The 16,514-nt window shown below is 65.1% G+C and carries 12 protein-coding genes; 8 read left to right on the forward strand and 4 right to left on the reverse strand.

Annotated elements, in window-relative coordinates; genetic code table 11:
* Positions 1 to 50: 50 nt before the first annotated feature.
* Positions 51 to 1,149, reverse strand: a protein-coding gene (prfB, locus tag CSAL_RS17525) for a peptide chain release factor 2 (protein ID WP_148266839.1) whose coding sequence is annotated in 2 segments (ribosomal slippage) — positions 51 to 1,073 and positions 1,075 to 1,149 — 1,098 coding nt in all. Because the reading frame shifts where the segments join, the coding sequence is not laid out codon by codon here.
* 263 nt (positions 1,150 to 1,412) lie between these two features.
* Here prfB and CSAL_RS15160 point away from each other — a divergent pair.
* The 5 genes from CSAL_RS15160 (at position 1,413) to thpD (ending at position 7,819) form a co-directional block, all read left to right on the forward strand.
* On the forward strand, positions 1,413 to 3,014 hold the full coding sequence (locus CSAL_RS15160; RefSeq protein ID WP_043558650.1) for a peptide ABC transporter substrate-binding protein: 1,602 nt from the start codon (positions 1,413 to 1,415) through the stop codon (positions 3,012 to 3,014).
* A 182-nt stretch (positions 3,015 to 3,196) separates the two neighbouring features.
* The gene (gene oppB, locus CSAL_RS15165) at positions 3,197 to 4,123 is read left to right on the forward strand and encodes an oligopeptide ABC transporter permease OppB (RefSeq protein WP_011508290.1); all 927 of its coding nucleotides are present in this window, start codon (positions 3,197 to 3,199) and stop codon (positions 4,121 to 4,123) included.
* A gap of 14 nt (positions 4,124 to 4,137) precedes the next feature.
* Positions 4,138 to 5,037 carry an ABC transporter permease gene (locus CSAL_RS15170; RefSeq protein ID WP_011508291.1) on the forward strand — a complete coding sequence of 300 codons (900 nt, stop codon included), beginning with the start codon at positions 4,138 to 4,140 and terminating at the stop codon, positions 5,035 to 5,037.
* 9 nt (positions 5,038 to 5,046) lie between these two features.
* The gene (locus CSAL_RS15175; protein ID WP_011508292.1) at positions 5,047 to 6,642 is read left to right on the forward strand and encodes an ABC transporter ATP-binding protein; all 1,596 of its coding nucleotides are present in this window, start codon (positions 5,047 to 5,049) and stop codon (positions 6,640 to 6,642) included.
* Between the two features lie 271 nt (positions 6,643 to 6,913).
* Entirely contained in the window at positions 6,914 to 7,819 is a 906-nt protein-coding gene (thpD, locus tag CSAL_RS15180) for an ectoine hydroxylase (RefSeq protein WP_043558653.1), read from the forward strand.
* Positions 7,820 to 7,955: 136 nt separating this feature from the next.
* Here thpD and CSAL_RS15185 read toward each other — a convergent pair whose 3' ends face one another.
* Positions 7,956 to 9,308 carry an OmpP1/FadL family transporter gene (locus tag CSAL_RS15185; RefSeq protein ID WP_011508294.1) on the reverse strand — a complete coding sequence of 451 codons (1,353 nt, stop codon included), beginning with the start codon at positions 9,306 to 9,308 and terminating at the stop codon, positions 7,956 to 7,958.
* Positions 9,309 to 9,622: 314 nt separating this feature from the next.
* Here CSAL_RS15185 and CSAL_RS15190 point away from each other — a divergent pair, with 314 nt between their 5' ends.
* From CSAL_RS15190 to CSAL_RS15200, 3 genes are all read left to right on the forward strand, one after another.
* Positions 9,623 to 10,057 carry a MerR family transcriptional regulator gene (locus CSAL_RS15190; RefSeq protein ID WP_011508295.1) on the forward strand — a complete coding sequence of 145 codons (435 nt, stop codon included), beginning with the start codon at positions 9,623 to 9,625 and terminating at the stop codon, positions 10,055 to 10,057.
* Between the two features lie 32 nt (positions 10,058 to 10,089).
* Complete coding sequence (locus CSAL_RS15195; RefSeq protein ID WP_011508296.1) at positions 10,090 to 12,642, forward strand: heavy metal translocating P-type ATPase; 2,553 nt, start codon at positions 10,090 to 10,092, stop codon at positions 12,640 to 12,642.
* Positions 12,643 to 12,766: 124 nt separating this feature from the next.
* A complete protein-coding gene (locus CSAL_RS15200; protein ID WP_011508297.1) occupies positions 12,767 to 13,186 on the forward strand; it encodes a VOC family protein in 420 nt (139 codons plus the stop codon).
* A gap of 53 nt (positions 13,187 to 13,239) precedes the next feature.
* Here CSAL_RS15200 and CSAL_RS15205 read toward each other — a convergent pair whose 3' ends face one another.
* Together CSAL_RS15205 and thrC are read right to left on the reverse strand one after the other, a co-directional pair.
* On the reverse strand, positions 13,240 to 14,994 hold the full coding sequence (locus CSAL_RS15205; protein WP_050934592.1) for a single-stranded-DNA-specific exonuclease RecJ: 1,755 nt from the start codon (positions 14,992 to 14,994) through the stop codon (positions 13,240 to 13,242).
* Between the two features lie 112 nt (positions 14,995 to 15,106).
* Entirely contained in the window at positions 15,107 to 16,495 is a 1,389-nt protein-coding gene (thrC, locus tag CSAL_RS15210) for a threonine synthase (protein WP_011508299.1), read from the reverse strand.
* Positions 16,496 to 16,514: the final 19 nt, after the last annotated feature.

The raw sequence follows: 16,514 nt of genomic DNA on the forward strand, positions 1-16,514 counted from the left end.
GGCGCCAGGCGACCGTCATGTCGCTCGCGCGCCATGCTGCGGTACCGAGGTTACAGCCCTTGTTTCAGGCTCGCCTCGATGAACTGATCCAGATCGCCGTCGAGCACTTTCTCGCAATTGCTGGATTGCACGCCGGTGCGCAGATCCTTGATGCGCTGATCGTCGAGCACGTAGGAGCGTATCTGGCTGCCCCAGCCGATATCCGACTTGCTGTCCTCGGCCTCCTGCTTGGCGGCGTTGCGCTTGTCCATTTCCAGTTCCCACAATTTCGCGCGCAGTTGCTTCATGGCGAAATCGCGGTTGGCGTGCTGACTGCGCTGGCTCTGGCAGGCAACCACGATCCCCGTGGGCTCGTGGGTGATACGCACCGCCGAGTCGGTGGTGTTGACGTGCTGACCGCCCGCACCGCTGGAGCGATAGGTATCGACGCGCAGATCGGACGGATTGACCTCGATCTCGAAGTTGTCGTCGATCTCCGGCGACAGGAACACCGAGGCGAAGGACGTATGCCGGCGGCCACCGGAATCGAACGGGCTCTTGCGCACCAGACGGTGAACACCGGTTTCGGTGCGCAGCCAGCCGAAGGCATGATCGCCCTGGATATGCAGCGTCGCCGACTTGATGCCCGCCACGTCACCGCTGGACAGCTCGGTGATGTCGGCCTTGAAGCCGTGATGCTCGCTCCAGCGCAGGTACATGCGCAGCAGAATGTTGGCCCAATCCTGGGCCTCGGTACCGCCGGAACCCGCCTGGATGTCGAGATAGGCGTTGTTGGCATCCATCTCGCCGGAAAACATGCGCCGGAACTCGAGCTTGGCGAGCTGGGATTCGAGCTTCTCCAGTTCGCTTCTGACTTCCTCGACGGTGGCCTCGTCTTCCTCCATCGCCGCCAGCTCGAGCAGTTCCTGGTTGTCCACCAGCCCCCGCTCCAGGGTGTCGAAGGTCTCGACGACGGTCTCCAGGGAGGCACGCTCCTTGCCGAGCTTCTGGGCATGGGCCGGATCGCTCCACACGTCCGGGTTTTCCAGCTCGCGGGTGACTTCCTCTAGCCGATCCTTCTTTTCGGCATAGTCAAAGATACCCCCTCAGGACGTCTGTCCGTTCGGACAGGTCCTTGATGAGGTGGTTGATCGGGTTGATCTCTTGCATGGGAATCCTTCGCAGGCTGATTCGCACCGCGAGGCGACACGCATGCCGCCTCGCGGTGAAGAAAAGAGACACATTGTAGCCAATGCACCCGCGAGCGGCTATCCCATGCGCCACCTCGACCTCACTCATGAGCTCCCTATCGAATATCTGAAACGGTATATACGAAATTTGCAATGGACAGCTTTCGTCGCACGGAGAGATGGTAACGACACGTTATGTCGCCACTCGCGGCATCCGACACAACAACAAGCGGAACAGACGACATGCTTCGACACTCGCACACTCGGCTTGCCACGACACTGCTATCCTCCCTGTCGCTGGCGTCACTGGCCCTGGCGGCGCCGGCCCAGGCCGACACGCTGAACATCGGCGTCATGGGGGAGCTGGCCTCGTTCGATACCTCGCAGGTTTCCGGCGGTGTCTGGGAATCGCAGATCCTCATGGACGTCTACGAAGGCCTGCTCAAGGAAAACCCCGAGGGCGAGGTGATGCCCGGCATGGCCACCGACTGGGACATCTCCGAGGACGGCAGGACCTATACCTTTCATCTGCGCGAAGGCGCCAAATGGTCCGACGGCGCGCCGGTCACCGCCGAAGACTTCGTGTTCGGCTGGCAGCATCTGCTCGACCCGGCCAGCGCTTCGAAATACGCCTACCTGCTCTATCCGATAAAGAATGCCGAAGCCGTCAACACGGGCGACAGGCCGCTCGACGCACTCGGCGTCGAATCGCTGGACGATGGCAAGACGCTCAAGGTGACACTCGATGCCCCCACGCCCTACTTCCTGCAGCTGCTGACCCACTACACGGCCTACCCGGTCCCCAAGCACGCCGTCGAGAAATACGGCAAGCAGTGGGTCAAGATGGACAACATCGTCACCAACGGCGCCTTCACGCCCGTCGAGTGGGTCTCGCAATCGCGCATCAGCGTCGAGAAGAATCCCGACTACTACGAGGCCGACGAGGTCGAACTCGACGGCGTCAACTACTTCAACACCGAGGATCGCAATGCCGCCATCTCGCGCTTCCGCGCCGGCGAGCTGGACATCGTCCGCGATTACCCCTCGAGCCGTTACCAGTGGCTCGAGGACAACCTCCCCGAGGCCACCCACCTGAGCCCGATGCTGGGGTCCTACTACTACGTGCTCAATACCCGCGAGGGGCGCCCGACCGCCGACAAGCGGGTCCGCGAGGCCCTGAACCTGGTCGCGCGCCGCAAGGTACTTTCCGAGCAGATCATGGCCGGCAGTTTCAAGGATGCCTACTCGCTGGTCCCGCCGGGCACCAGCCATTACGACGTCCAGCGCATGGACGGTGTCGATGGCGACTACCAGAAGCGCCTGGCCAGGGCCAAGCAACTGATCGAGGAGGCCGGCTACGGCCCCGACAACCCGCTGCACCTGCAACTGCGCTACAACACGTCCGATGAGCACAAGAAGATCGCCATCGCCCTGGCCGCGATGTGGAAGCCGCTGGGTGTCGACGTCGAGATGACCAATGCCGAGGCCACCGTGCACTACCAGACCATCCAGCAAGGCGACTTCGATATCGCCCGTGCCGGCTGGATCGCCGACTACAACGATGCCGAGAACTTCCTGACCTTGCTGCGCAGCGGCGTCGGCAACAACTACGGCGGCTACGCCAATCCCGAGTACGACGCGCTGCTCGCTCAAGCCGCCACCGTTCGGGACCTCGACGAGCGCGAGGCACTGCTCGAAAAAGCCGAGAACGTCGCCCTCGACGACTACGCCCTCGTGCCGCTGCTCTATTACGTCACTCGCAATCTGGTCAATCCCGATATCAGCGGCTGGCAGGACAACGCCGAGGACGACCATCCATCGCGCTGGGTGACGTTCACCGAGTAACGAAACGCCTTTTCACGACATAAAGCGATGGGGGACGCCGGCAGCAGGCAAAAGCGAGGGCCATTCGTCACGGGCGACGAATGTCGCACCCGGAGAGGGGCCACGGAGCCCTCGCGCAGACTTGCCAGCGGAACGCCCCATCCCTTTAACGCTCGGCCCGAGGGCTGCACCCGGACGATCCCATGCTGACCTATACCCTTAAGCGGCTGCTCATGGCGGTCCCCACCCTGCTGATCGTGATCACGATCTCGTTTTTCCTGATGCGCATCGCGCCGGGAGGCCCGTTCGACGGCGAGCGCCAGCTCCCCCCGGAAATCGAGGCCAACCTCAAGGCGGCCTATCACCTGGACGAACCCCTGCCGCAGCAATACCTGCGCTACATGGGCAACCTGCTGCAGGGCGACTTCGGGCCATCGTTCAAGTACAAGGACTTCTCGGTGACCGAGCTGATCGCCCAGGGCTTTCCCGTGAGCCTCGAGATCGGCGGCCTGGCGATCCTGCTCGCTCTCCTGGTGGGCCTGCCGCTAGGTGTCATCGCCGCCTTGCGACGCAACTCGGGCCTGGACTATGCGGTCATGGGGGCGGCCTTAGCCAGCATCGCGGTTCCCAACTTCGTGATCGCGCCGATCCTGGCACTGGTCTTCGGGGTGTTGCTGGCCTGGCTGCCGGCCGGCGGCTGGAACGGCGGCGCACTGCCCAACCTGATATTGCCGGTGATCGCGCTTTCGATTCAGCAAATCGCCTATATCGCACGCATGATGCGCGCCAGCATGATCGAGGTGCTGGGCAGCCATTACATTCGCACCGCGCGAGCCAAGGGGCTCTCCGAGCGCCAGGTGATCTGGCGCCACGCCATTCGCCCCGCCCTGCTGCCGGTGACCTCCTACCTGGGGCCGGCGATCGCAGGCATCATCACCGGCTCGGTGGTGATCGAACAGATCTTCGGCATTCCCGGCATTGGCCGCTACTTCGTGCAGGCCGCCCTCAACCGCGACTACACCCTGGTGATGGGCACGGTGGTGTTCTACGGGGCACTGATCGTGCTGATGAACCTGCTCGTCGACCTGCTCTATTCCGCGCTCGATCCGCAAATCCGCTACGACGACTGACCGGACCTCATGCCATGACCACCGATACGCTCCCCGACAACCGGCTTTCCCTGTCCGACGCCACGGCCGGCGAGAGTCTCGGCCGCGACGCCTGGCGCCGACTCAAGCAGAACAGGGCAGCGATGGTCAGCCTGATCCTGCTGGTCGTGATCGCCGTCACCTGCCTGATCGGTCCCTACCTGCTCCCTTGGGGACTCGCCGAAGTGGACTGGAACGCCTTCAGCGCCGCTCCCGGTCTCGATAGCGGCCATTTCCTGGGGACCGATGCCAACGGCCGCGACCTGCTCACCCGCACGCTCTACGGCGGCCGCGTGTCGCTGTCGGTGGCGCTGGTGGCCACGCTCGTCAGCCTGGTGATCGGGGTGCTCTACGGCGCCATCTCCGGCTACGTGGGCGGACGCCTGGACAACCTCATGATGCGCTTCGTCGACATCATGTATTCGCTGCCGTTCATGTTCCTGGTGATCCTGCTGATGGTCGTGTTCGGGCGCAACATCTTCCTGATCTATGCCGCCATCGGCGCGGTCGAATGGCTCGACATGGCACGCATCGTGCGCGGCCAGACACTGGCCCTCAAGCAGCGCGAGTTCATCGAGGCCGCTCACGCGCTGGGCGTGCGCGATCGCAAGATCGTCACCCGCCACCTGATCCCCAACGCCATCGGCCCGGTGATTGTCTATGTCACGCTGACGGTGCCCAAGGTCATCCTGCTCGAGAGCTTTCTGTCGTTTCTCGGCCTCGGGGTGCAGGAGCCGCTGACCAGCTGGGGCGTGCTGATCTCCGAAGGGACCGACATGATGCAGAGCGCGCCATGGCTGCTGCTGGTGCCGTCGCTGTTCCTCGCCACGACGCTGTTCTGTCTCAACTTCCTGGGCGACGGACTGCGCGATGCCCTGGATCCCAAGACCCGTTAGGAAAACACCATGTCCGACACGTTACTCGAAATCGACAACCTGACGGTCGACTTCCAACTGCCCACCGGCACGGTCTCGGCGGTCAAGCACGTGAGCTTCTCGCTCCAGCCCGGCGAGACGCTGGCGCTGGTCGGCGAATCGGGCTCCGGCAAGTCGGTGTCCTCGACCGCCGCGATGCGGCTGCTGCCGGAACTGGCCCGGACATCCGGCGCCATCCGCTTCAAGGGCGAGGACCTCTTGCGCGCCACGCCCAGGCGCATGCGCCACATTCGCGGCAATGCCATCTCGATGATCTTCCAGGAGCCGATGACCTCGCTCAATCCGCTGCATCGCATCGGTCGCCAGATCGCCGAGGTGCTGGAAAAGCACCGCGGGCTTAAGGGTAGGCAGGCCCGCACCAAGATCGTCGAGCTGCTCGAACAGGTAGGCATACCCGACCCCGCTCGGCGCATCGACAGCTATCCCCACGAGCTCTCCGGCGGCCAGCGTCAGCGCGTCATGATCGCCATGGCGCTGGCCTGCGAGCCGGAACTGCTGATCGCCGACGAACCCACCACCGCCCTCGACGTCACGGTCCAGGCGCAGATCCTGGCGCTTCTCAAGGACCTGCAGGCGCGCTACGGCATGGCGATTCTGTTCATCACCCACGATCTGGGTATCGTCCGCCATTTCGCCGACCGGGTATGCGTGATGCGCCGCGGAGAACTGATCGAGAGCGGCCCCACCGCCGAGCTATTCGACACACCGCGCGACGACTACACACGTATGCTGATCGACGCCGACCCACGTGGACGCAAGACGCCGGTGGATCCGTCGATGCCGGTATTGTTCGAGGCGAAGGACCTGCAGGTACGCTTCACGTTGAAGAAACGCCTGTTCCGCGCAAGCGAGCATTTCGAGGCGGTACGCGGCATCGACCTGACCATCCGCCGCGGCCAGACCGTGGGCATCGTCGGCGAGTCCGGCTCGGGCAAGTCGACGCTCGGCCGGGCGCTGCTGCGCCTGCTCGACAGCCGTGGCGAGATTCGTTTCGACGGGCAGGACATCGCTGCACTGGATACCGCCGGCATGCGTCCGCTGCGCTCGCGCCTCCAGGTGGTCTTTCAGGATCCCTTCGGCTCGCTGTCGCCACGCATGACCGTCGGCGAGGTCATCAGCGAAGGGTTGCGCGTCCACCACCCGACGCTCGACCGACGCCAGCGCGAGGCCCGGGTCATCGAAGCGCTGGAAGACGTCGCACTGGACCCGGCGATGCGCAATCGCTACCCCCACGAGTTTTCCGGCGGCCAACGCCAGCGTATCGCCATCGCCCGGGCGCTGGTGCTCAAGCCGGAATTCCTGCTGCTCGACGAGCCCACCTCGGCGCTGGACCGTTCGGTGCAGGTCACGGTGATCGACCTGCTGCGCGATCTGCAGCAGAAACACGGCCTGACCTACCTGTTCATCAGTCACGACCTATCGGTGGTGCGCGCGCTGGCCGATACCGTGCTGGTGATGAAAGCGGGGCAAGTCGTTGAGCAGGGCGCAACCGAAGAAATCTTCGCCAACCCGCGCGAGCACTACACCCGGGAGCTGATGCGGGCCGCCTTCGTCGATGCGGCCTGACGCCGTCACCGACTCTCCTCCCCCCTCGTAACGCCACGACGGACAGCGCGTGTCGGTGACGGCGACCTGGAATGGGCCCGCCTTAACATAGGCTAAATACACATCCTCGGCTGTGACGTAGCCTCGGCGCGTTCGCCTAAAGCGGGCCTGAAAAGGCAGGCGAGCTACAAAGGCATACATGGCAGTGTTTGTCGGCGCCGACCTCTCCGACTACGTTTTCTCGGGGATCGGCGGCAATACCGTTCCCAGCAGACTAATGGAGGAGTTTGCAATGAAAGAGACACAAGACCTGTTTCCGACGCGCCTGGAACGCAAACTGGGAATGTTCGAGCGCATCGATCCGGTCGTACACAGTGAAGGCGATCAGCGCAAGGGGCCGCTCAGCGAAGCCGAGCTCGACGAGTTCGACCGCAAGGGGTTCCTGTCTTTCGAGGGGTTCTTCGACGAGGACGAAATGGAAGCGTTCCTCCAGGAGCTCCGCGACTACGAGAGCGATGAAGACCTCAAGCTCTCGGAAGGCACCATTCTCGAGCCCGGCAAGCAGGAAATCCGTTCGATCTTCGGCATCCACGAGGTGTCAGAACGTTTCAGTCGTCTGACGCGCGATCCACGCCTATTGGCCATGGTGCAACAGATCCTCGGTGGCGATGCCTACATTCACCAATCGCGGATCAACTACAAGCCGGGCTTCAAGGGCAAGGGCTTCGACTGGCATTCGGATTTCGAGACCTGGCACAGCGAGGACGGCATGCCGCGCATGCGCTCGGTGAGCTGCTCGATCATTCTCACCGAAAACGGCGAGTTCAACGGTCCGCTGATGCTGGTGCCCGGTTCGCACCATTATTTCGTGCCCTGCGTGGGGCGTACGCCGGAGGACAACTACAAGGAGTCGCTGAAGAGTCAAGACATCGGCGTGCCGGACGATGCCAGCCTGCGCGACCTGATGCTCAAGGGCGATATCGAAGCCCCCAAGGGTCCCGTCGGGTCGCTGGTGATGTTCGAGTGCAACACCCTGCACGGCTCCAACATCAACATGTCGTGCTGGCCGCGCAGCAACCTGTTCTTCGTCTACAACAGTGTCGAGAACACGCTGCACGACCCGTATTGCGGCAACCGTCCGCGGCCCGAGTTCCTCGCCAACCGCAAGGACTGGCGGCCGCTGACACCGGCCGAGTAAGCAGGTGCCCGATGATGTGATGAAGTGACGACCGCCTTCATCCATGACATCGGCTAACTCGCAGGCCATGGTGAAACGACGAACCCCGGCATAATGGCCGGGGTTCGTCGTCATGCGTCCCTACCGCGCAAAACGCTCAGAAGCGATAATCCATCGACAGTGCGAACACATCGGCCTCGACTTCATAGGTCCCGGACAGGTTGCCGCGGCTGGCATTCTCGTTGGTCGGCGTGGCGTTCTGATCGATATCGCCATCGTCACCGAACACGTGCATGTAGCCCGCCGTCACGCCCAGGTTCGAAGTCGGCATCCAGGTGGCCCCGAGCGTCGCCCAGCGGCGGTCGGCATCGGGCACACGCGGCGTGCGGTGTTCGCTGTCCGGCACCGGCGATTCGTCGACCCCCAGGCCGGCGCGCAGCAGCCACTGCCGGTTGAGTTGATAGTTCGCCCCCACCGAGAAAGCCCAGGTATCGTCCCAGTTTTCGGTCGTGGTGCTCTGCCCTCCATTATCGAACTCGACGGTCAGCTCCTCGAAGCTGCTCCACTCCGTCCATTCGGCATTGGCCATCAAGGCGAGCCGATCAGTCAATTGATGGTAGATCCCCAGGTTGAGGTTGGCCGGCGTGGTGATCTCCGCCTTGCCGCCGCCGTCCTGCAGCTGACCGGTGGCCTGCGCCCCGGCCAATACTGCCTGCCCCGCGGCGTTGTCGGAGCTGTAATCGACGTCACCGTCCAGCGTCAGCTCGACCTCCGAGCGGTAGCTGATGCCCAGACGGGTCCGCTCGGTGGCCTGGAACAGCGCCCCCAGGGTGTAGCCGTAGCCCCAGTCGTCACCGGTCACCTCGGCCATGCCATCGGCATTGCCGATCGCCGAGGGCGGCAACTGACCTGCGCCGGCTCCCACCGCGCCCAGATCGATGGCGTTGGAGAGCGTGGCATCGGCATACTGAGCACGCAGCCCCACAGCAAGGTCGAGGCGGTCGGTGGCGCGGTAATTCAGCGTTGGTTGGATGTCGATGGTCTTGAGCTCGGTTTCGATGGCGTGATAACGCCCGATCCATTCCTTGTCATACTTCGTCGAGAGACCGTACGGCGCGGAGATCGCCAGGCCAAGATCGAAGCGCTCGTCGAGACGGGTCTTGAAGGCAAAACTGGGTACCCAGGCCTCCTCGCCCCCTTCGTTATTGCCATTTCCCATGTAACTGGCCCCGGTGACGGAGCTCGCCGAGGCGTCGGTCAATTCGAAGCTGGCATCGATGTAGGAAATGCCGCCGGCCACCTGAGTGCCCTCGACGTTACCGATGGCCGCCGGGTTGTAGGTCATGTAGCTGACGTCCTCGGCACCGGCCGCCGCCCCGGCCATGGCGTTGCCGAGTGCCTTGGCGCTCTGTTCGCGGACCTGGAAGCCAGACGCAGCGGCATGGCCGGAGGCGATCACGGTAGAGGCCAGCGTCACGGCGAGTGTGAGCTTGTTGATGTTGTTATGCATGAAAAACGTCCTCTTCTACGGCGACGTGGAGGCGAAAATTGTTTAGGTCTTTTACCCTTGCCCGAATAATGGCGTGCCTCTTCGTTTTGGCCGATGGTCGTTTTCAAGTCAAGAGCAAACGTTTGTTTTAATCCGGTAATCGCTCATTCTTTAGTCTTACCCGATTTCTCCGCGCCACCCCCTGCCCATGCGACCTCACTCTTTCCTCAAGCATTTCATAAAGTTGCCACTCCATCGTCGACGCTTGCAGACATTTCCTTGACCTTTGTGTTACCCACAGGTTTTAGACTTTTCCCATCGCACAGGAGACCGCCATGAAAGTCAGCGACCTGGCTCGCGCCGCCGGTGTGACCGGCGAAACGGTTCGCCACTACACCCGTGAAGGATTGCTCCATCCGCGTCGCGACCCCGGCAACGGTTATCAGCTCTACGATCCCGACGATCTCAATCGGCTGCGTTTCATCCAGCGGGCCCGCACGCTGGGCTTCAGCCTGCGCGAGGTGCGCGAAATTCTCGAGCATGCCGACCACGGCGATTCACCGTGCCCCATGGTCCGCGACCTGCTCGCCGCGCGCCTGCCGGACATTCATGCGCGCATCCGCGAGTTGCAGGCCCTGGCGACACGCATGGAACGTGCCCTGGAGACCTGGCGCGACATGCCCGACGGCACGCCCGATGGACACAGCCTGTGCCGGTTGATCGAAAGCCTGCCGATGGAAGACGACGGCACGCCCGCCCACACCCCTTGAACGCGGGCCACGCACAACGGAGGAACGCGCCCATGGCATCGCACGACGAACACCGCTTCCACGTCCCCGGCATGAACTGCCAGGGCTGCGTCAAGCGCATGCGCGAGGCGATCCAGGCCGAGGACGACCAGGCCCGGGTAACGGGCGAACCCAACGAAAAGCGTCTGACCGTCGTCTCTGCGCTCGACGATGCGCGGCTGTCGGCCCTGCTCGAGACCGCCGGCTATCCGCCCGCGACGGATGCTGACCGCGACGCCGCCTCCCCCGCGCCGACACCGGCCCCGGCCTCCAGCGGTGCCGAGGCCCGCGATGTCGCGAACACCTCGCTGCGTCTGTCGTTGTCCGGCATGACCTGTGCCGGTTGCGTCAACACCATCACCCGCGCCCTGGAAGCCACTCCCGGCGTGAGCGCGGCGAGCGTCAACTTCGGCTCGCACACCGCCCAGGTCGAGGGCACCGCCACGGCCCGGCAGCTCATCGACGCCGTGAAAGACGTCGGCTATGGCGCCGAGCTGATCGAAGACCTCGGGCAGGCCGCCCGCACGCGGGAGCACAACGAGGCCCGCGAATATCGTCAGCGTCTGCGCGACACCGCACTGGGCCTGATTCCCGGCGTGCTGCTGATGGGCAGCATGCTGCTGCACCATCCCCAACTCACCGGCACGGAACGCGGGTTCTGGCTGCTGGTCGGGCTGGGCACCCTGGGCGTCCTGGCCACCGCGGGTCGGCGCTTCTTCGTCAATGCCTGGAAGACGTTCCGCCATCACCAGGCCAACATGGACACCTTGATCGCCGTGGGCACGGGCACGGCCTGGCTGTACTCGATGGTCGTGGTGCTCGTCCCCGACGCCATTCCCGACGCCGCCCGCGGGCTCTACTTCGAGGCATCGGTGATGATCATCGGCCTGATCAGCCTGGGACAGGCCATGGAACTGAAGGCACGCGGGCGCACCTCCCGCGCGCTCAATCGACTGCTCGATCTGCAAGCGCCCACCGCGCGGGTGATCCGTGACGGTGCGGAGCGGGACGTCCCCCTCGAGGAGGTCGTCGTCGAGGACCGGATCCGCGTGCGGCCCGGCGAGCGCTTGGCGGTGGACGGGGTCGTCGAGGCAGGTGAAAGCCACGTCGACGAGTCGATGCTGACCGGCGAGCCCCTGCCCGTCGCCAAGCAACCCGGCGACGAGGTCAGCGCGGGCACCGTCAACGCCCAGGGCACCCTGACGTACCGGGCCACCCACATCGGTGCCGACAGCCGCCTGGGGCGTATCGTCGAACAGGTCGCCAAGGCCCAGAACTCGCGCCCTCCCATCGGTGCGCTCGCCGACCGCATCGCGGCCGTGTTCGTGCCCGGCGTGCTGCTGATCGCCGTGCTGACCGCCCTGGTATGGTTCAACCTTGGGCCCGAGCCGCGCCTGATCCACATGCTGGTCACCGCCACCACCGTGCTGATCATCGCCTGCCCCTGCGCTCTGGGCCTGGCGACGCCGATGTCGACGATGATCGGCGTGGGCAAGGCCGCCGAACACGGCATTTTGGTGCGTGACGGCGATGCCCTGCAGACCGCCAGCCGCCTGACCACGCTCGTGGTCGACAAGACCGGCACGCTGACCGAAGGGCGCCCACGGGTCACCGATACCGAGTGGCTCGAGGGCGACGCCGCCGAGGGCATGGCACTCGTCGCGGCGCTGGAGCGCGGCTCCGAGCATCCGCTGGCCAAGGCCCTGCTCGAGCATGCCCAGCAGACGCTGGGCGACAAGCAGCCGCCCGAGGTGCACGACTTCCAGGCGCTGAGCGGGCGCGGCGTCGTCGCGACGCATGCCTCGGGGCACCGGCTACGCCTGGGCAACGCCGCCCTGATGCGCGATGGCAACGTCGCACTGGGCGATGCCGAGCATCACGGGGCTGCCCTGGAAGCACGCGCCCGCACGCCGCTGTACCTGGCCCGGGACGAACGGGTGCTGGCGGTCTTCGGCATCAGCGATCCCTTGCGTGACGACAGCCGCGAGGCCATCGAGCGGCTGCGCGGGGACGGCATCGAGGTGGTCATGCTCACCGGCGACAACGCGCATACCGCCGCCGCCGTGGCACATGAGCTGGGCATCGAGCGCTTCGACGCCGAACTGATGCCAGGAGACAAGCGCGACGCCGTCGCCCGGCTACAGCGCGAGGGCCATGTCGTGGGCATGACCGGCGATGGCATCAACGACGCGCCGGCCCTGGCCCAGGCCGATGTGGGCTTCGCCATCGGCCAGGGCACCGACGTGGCGATCGAGTCGGCCGGCATCACGCTGATGCGCAACTCCCTGCATGGCGTGGCCGACGCTATCGAGATCAGCCGCGCGACCCTGCGCAACATCAAGCAGAACCTGTGGGGGGCCTTCGGCTACAACGGGCTGGGGATTCCCATTGCCGCCGGCGTCTTCTATCCGCTGACCGGCATGCTGCTGTCCCCGGTGGTGGCCGCCGTCGCCATGTCGCTGTCCTCGGTCACCGTGGTCAGCAATGCCAATCGACTGCGGCTGTTCAAGCCCTCGACACGCCCGTCCAGGGCACCCGCATCCGAGCATCATCGGGAGGCCGCATGAGCATTTTCGTCAATCTGGTCGGCATCGCTCTGATGGCAGGCATCGTCTGGTGGTTCTGGGTGGTGCGTTGAGCGCCGCCGCTCACACGCCTAGGCTGTAAGAACATGCCAACGCAGGAGGCAGCATGCCCAGGCTACGCGGCGTTCTCGAAACCGCACTCTACGTCACCGACATGGCGCGGGCACGCGCCTTCTTCGAGGACGTGATGACTCTCACCCCCTTTACCGCCGATCACCGTTTCACCGCCTACGCGGCCGGCCCGGGCAGCGTGCTGCTGCTCTTTCAGCAAGGCAGTACGCAGGAGACCGTGACCCTTCCGCAGGGCATGGGCACCATCCCGCCCCACGACGGGGCCGGGCGCGTGCATCTGGCGCTGGCCATCGACCGCGATGAGCTGGAGGAATGGGAAACCCAACTCGCCGCCCACGACATTCCCATCGAGGGGCGCACGCATTGGCCGAAAGGCGGCGAGAGCCTCTACTTCCGCGATCCCGACGAGCATCTGCTGGAGCTGGCGACCCCCGGCGTCTGGCCGAACTATTAAGCATCGAAGGAAGCGGGGAGACGCTGCCCCCAGATCGAGCGCGCAGCAGCGGTTCAGCGTACCGGTTCGGCGTGCTCGATCATCAACTGCAACGACTCACGCCCTTTCCAGCGGTTGCGTGCCAGCTTGTAGGCACAGTGCAGGCGGTCGCCAGGTCCGAATGCCGGGACTTCACCGGGCGTCAGGGCGCGAAACCAGATCGCGCGATGACTGACCGGCCCCATCGACAGCTCCAGCATCAGGTGGTTGCCATCGGCGCCCACGGCGCGAAGCTGTTCGATGCGGAATTCGCCCTCGAACAACGGCGCGTCGAATTCCCGGCCGTAGGGGGCCAGGCGCGCCAGCTCATCCACCGAGGCCAACGACAGCTGCGCCGGCTCCAGGGCACCATCGGTGAGCACGTAGGGAAACAGGTCGCGGCCACCGAGTTGTTCCTCGACCGCCGTGAGGAAGGCATCGCGGAACGCCGTCAGCCGCTCGCGCGGCACGCCGACCCCTGCCGCACCACGATGCCCCCCGAAACGCGGCAGCGCCTCGGGGGCCAGCTCGTGCGCGCGCTGCAATGCATCGCGCAGATGCAGCCCCTCGATGGAGCGCCCCGAACCGGTCAACATCCCCGCCGCGGCGGCGGGTGTGAGGACCAGCGTGGGACGCCCGAACGCCTGGACCAGGCGCGAGGCGACGATGCCCTGTACGCCGGCATGACCGTCCTCCAGGAAGACCACGATGGCCGAGGCCCCCTCGGCCAGGGCCTCGAGGGCCAGGCTGCGGGCACGTTCGACCATGTCCGACTCGATGGCCTTGCGCGACTGGTTGTCGGTATCCAGCACCTCGAGATGACGACGCGCCGTGGCGTCATCGGCGGCCAGCATGAAATGCAGCGCCGCGTAGGGGTCGTCGAGACGCGAGCGGGCATTGATGCGCGGGCCCATCTGAAAGGCCAGGGTCTCGGCATCGAAAGGCACGCTGTCCGTCCCCAGGCGTTCGGCCATGACGCGCCAGCAGGCGGCTTCCATGCGGTTGATCAATGTCAGCCCGTGACTGACCACCGCCCGGTTGGCCGGGCTATCGCCCAGCGACACGCAATCCGCCACGGTGCCGAGCGCCACGTACGACAGCCATGGCGACAGCTTGGGAGTCGAGGGCGAGGCCACGCCCTGCTCGATGAGCACCGAGCGCGTCAGTGACATGGTCAGCCACGCCACCATGCAGCCGGCGATGGTCGGGTCGGGGTAATCGCAGTCGGCACGCGTGGGATTGACCGTGGCATAGGCGGAAGCCGGCGGTCCCGACGCCGGCAAGGCGTGATGATCGGTGACCACGACGTCGAGCCCGGCCTCGTGAAGGCGCGCGATACGCGGCTCGTCGGAGCTGCCGCAGTCGGCGGTGATCACCAGGCTGGGACGCGGCGACAGCGCCAACGTCCGCTCCACCAGCGGCAGGCTGATGCCATAGCCATCGAAGATCCGGTGCCCGATCAGGCTGTGCAGCTTGTGCAGGGGCACGCCGAACAGCTCGTTGAGCGTGCGCAGGATCACCACGTGCGAGGTGATTCCGTCGACATCGTAGTCGGTGAGAATGCCGATGTGCTCGCCCTCGGCCACCGCTTGGGCGATGCGCTCGGCGGCGCGACGCGCATCCTGCAGGCGCTCGGGGTGGGTCAGATAGCGCAGGCTGGGATCGACCAGCGGCGCGATATCGCCCGCATAGGCGTTCAGACGTCCGGCCAGCACGCGTGCCTGGAGCTCGCTGAGGCCTGCCGCCTGCGCGCGGCGATAGACGCCTTCGTCACGCGGACGGGGCAGCATGCGACGGCGCAGGAGACCCTCAAGGTCGACCTCGGCTACGGACACGGTCAAGCTCCTCGGAAAACGGCGGGTGGCAATGCCCGACGCCGGGTCATCCCCGGCGTCGTGAGGTTCAGCGGCGCTGTTCGGCGACGAAGGCCTGCACGGCTTCCAGGTCGGCAGGCAGTACCTGATAGCGCTCCTCGCGCTCCAGCAAGCCATCCATGTGAGACGGCAACGGCACTTCGTCGATGCCCGCCTTGATCACGGCATCGGCGAACTTGGCCGGATGCGCGGTCGCCAGGGTGATCATCGGGGTGACCTCGTCGGCACGCACGCGCTCGGCCGCGCGATACCCGGTGGCAGTGTGCGGATCGAGCAGTTCCTTGGTGCGGGCATGCGCCTCGCGAATCACCTCGAGGATGGTCGCGTCGTCGACGCTGAAGCTGGAGAACTGCTCGCGCAGTCGCGCCAGGGGCGCCTCGGCAAGCACCGTGGGTTCGTGCTGGAATCGCTCGAGCAGGTCACGCACCGCCGCGCCGTCGCGATCATAGGCCTCGAACAGCAAGCGCTCGAAATTCGACGACACGACGATATCCATCGACGGCGCCAGCGTCGCCTTGAGCGCCTGCTTGGAGAAGTCGTTGGCGGCCAGGGTGCGATGCAGGATGTCGTTGGCGTTGGTGGCGACGATGAATTGCTTGACCGGCAACCCCATGCGCGATGCCACGTAGCCGGCGAAGACATTGCCGAAGTTGGCGGACGGCACGCAGAAGCTCACCTCGCGGCGCGGCGCGCCCAACGCCACGGCAGAAGCCACGTAGTAGACCACCTGCGCCATGATGCGCGCCCAGTTGATGGAGTTCACCGCCACCAGGCGCGTGCCCTTCAAGAAACGCTGGTCGGCGAAGCTCGCCTTGACCATCGCCTGGGCGTCATCGAAGTTGCCCTCGATGGCGATGTTGAAGACGTTGTCGGCAAGCACGGTGGTCATCTGCCGGCGCTGGACCTCGGACACCCGGTTGTGCGGATGCAGGATGAAGATGTCCAGATTGTCGCAATGCCGGCAGCCTTCGATCGCCGCCGAGCCGGTATCCCCGGACGTGGCGCCCATGATCACCGCGCGCTCGCCACGCTTGGCCAGGAAGTGATCGAGGATGCGTCCCAGCAGCTGCAGGGCGACGTCCTTGAACGCCAGGGTCGGGCCATGGAACAGCTCGAGCAGGAAATGATTGCTCGACAGCTGGTTGAGGGGCACCACCGCTTCGTGGCTGAAGGTCGCGTAGGCGTCTTCCACCAGGTGCCGGAAGGTCGCGTCATCGATCTCCCCGCCCACGAACGGCTTCATCACCCGAAACGCGATCTCGGCATATGACAGCCCGGCCATCGCCTCGAGCTCCGCCTGCGAGAAGGTGGGGATCGTTTCCGGCACGTACAGACCACCGTCGGCGGCCATGCCGGTCAGCACGACATCCTCGAAACTCAGCGCCGGCGCCTCGCCGCGCGTACTGATATAGCGCATGCTTCACTCCATGAGTGGC

The organism is Chromohalobacter israelensis DSM 3043 (assembly GCF_000055785.1).
GTDB lineage: Bacteria > Pseudomonadota > Gammaproteobacteria > Pseudomonadales > Halomonadaceae > Chromohalobacter > Chromohalobacter israelensis.

What these genes read in the sequence shown, in the direction of transcription:
- CSAL_RS15160 (WP_043558650.1), top strand. Translation starts at nt 1,413, where the DNA reads ATGCTTCGACACTCGCACACTCGGCTTGCCACGACACTGCTATCCTCC.
- oppB (WP_011508290.1), top strand. Translation starts at nt 3,197, where the DNA reads ATGCTGACCTATACCCTTAAGCGGCTGCTCATGGCGGTCCCCACCCTG.
- CSAL_RS15170 (WP_011508291.1), top strand. Translation starts at nt 4,138, where the DNA reads ATGACCACCGATACGCTCCCCGACAACCGGCTTTCCCTGTCCGACGCC.
- CSAL_RS15175 (WP_011508292.1), top strand. Translation starts at nt 5,047, where the DNA reads ATGTCCGACACGTTACTCGAAATCGACAACCTGACGGTCGACTTCCAA.
- thpD (WP_043558653.1), top strand. Translation starts at nt 6,914, where the DNA reads ATGAAAGAGACACAAGACCTGTTTCCGACGCGCCTGGAACGCAAACTG.
- CSAL_RS15185 (WP_011508294.1), bottom strand. Translation starts at nt 9,308, where the DNA reads ATGCATAACAACATCAACAAGCTCACACTCGCCGTGACGCTGGCCTCT.
- CSAL_RS15190 (WP_011508295.1), top strand. Translation starts at nt 9,623, where the DNA reads ATGAAAGTCAGCGACCTGGCTCGCGCCGCCGGTGTGACCGGCGAAACG.
- CSAL_RS15195 (WP_011508296.1), top strand. Translation starts at nt 10,090, where the DNA reads ATGGCATCGCACGACGAACACCGCTTCCACGTCCCCGGCATGAACTGC.
- CSAL_RS15200 (WP_011508297.1), top strand. Translation starts at nt 12,767, where the DNA reads ATGCCCAGGCTACGCGGCGTTCTCGAAACCGCACTCTACGTCACCGAC.
- CSAL_RS15205 (WP_050934592.1), bottom strand. Translation starts at nt 14,994, where the DNA reads ATGCTGCCCCGTCCGCGTGACGAAGGCGTCTATCGCCGCGCGCAGGCG.
- thrC (WP_011508299.1), bottom strand. Translation starts at nt 16,495, where the DNA reads ATGCGCTATATCAGTACGCGCGGCGAGGCGCCGGCGCTGAGTTTCGAG.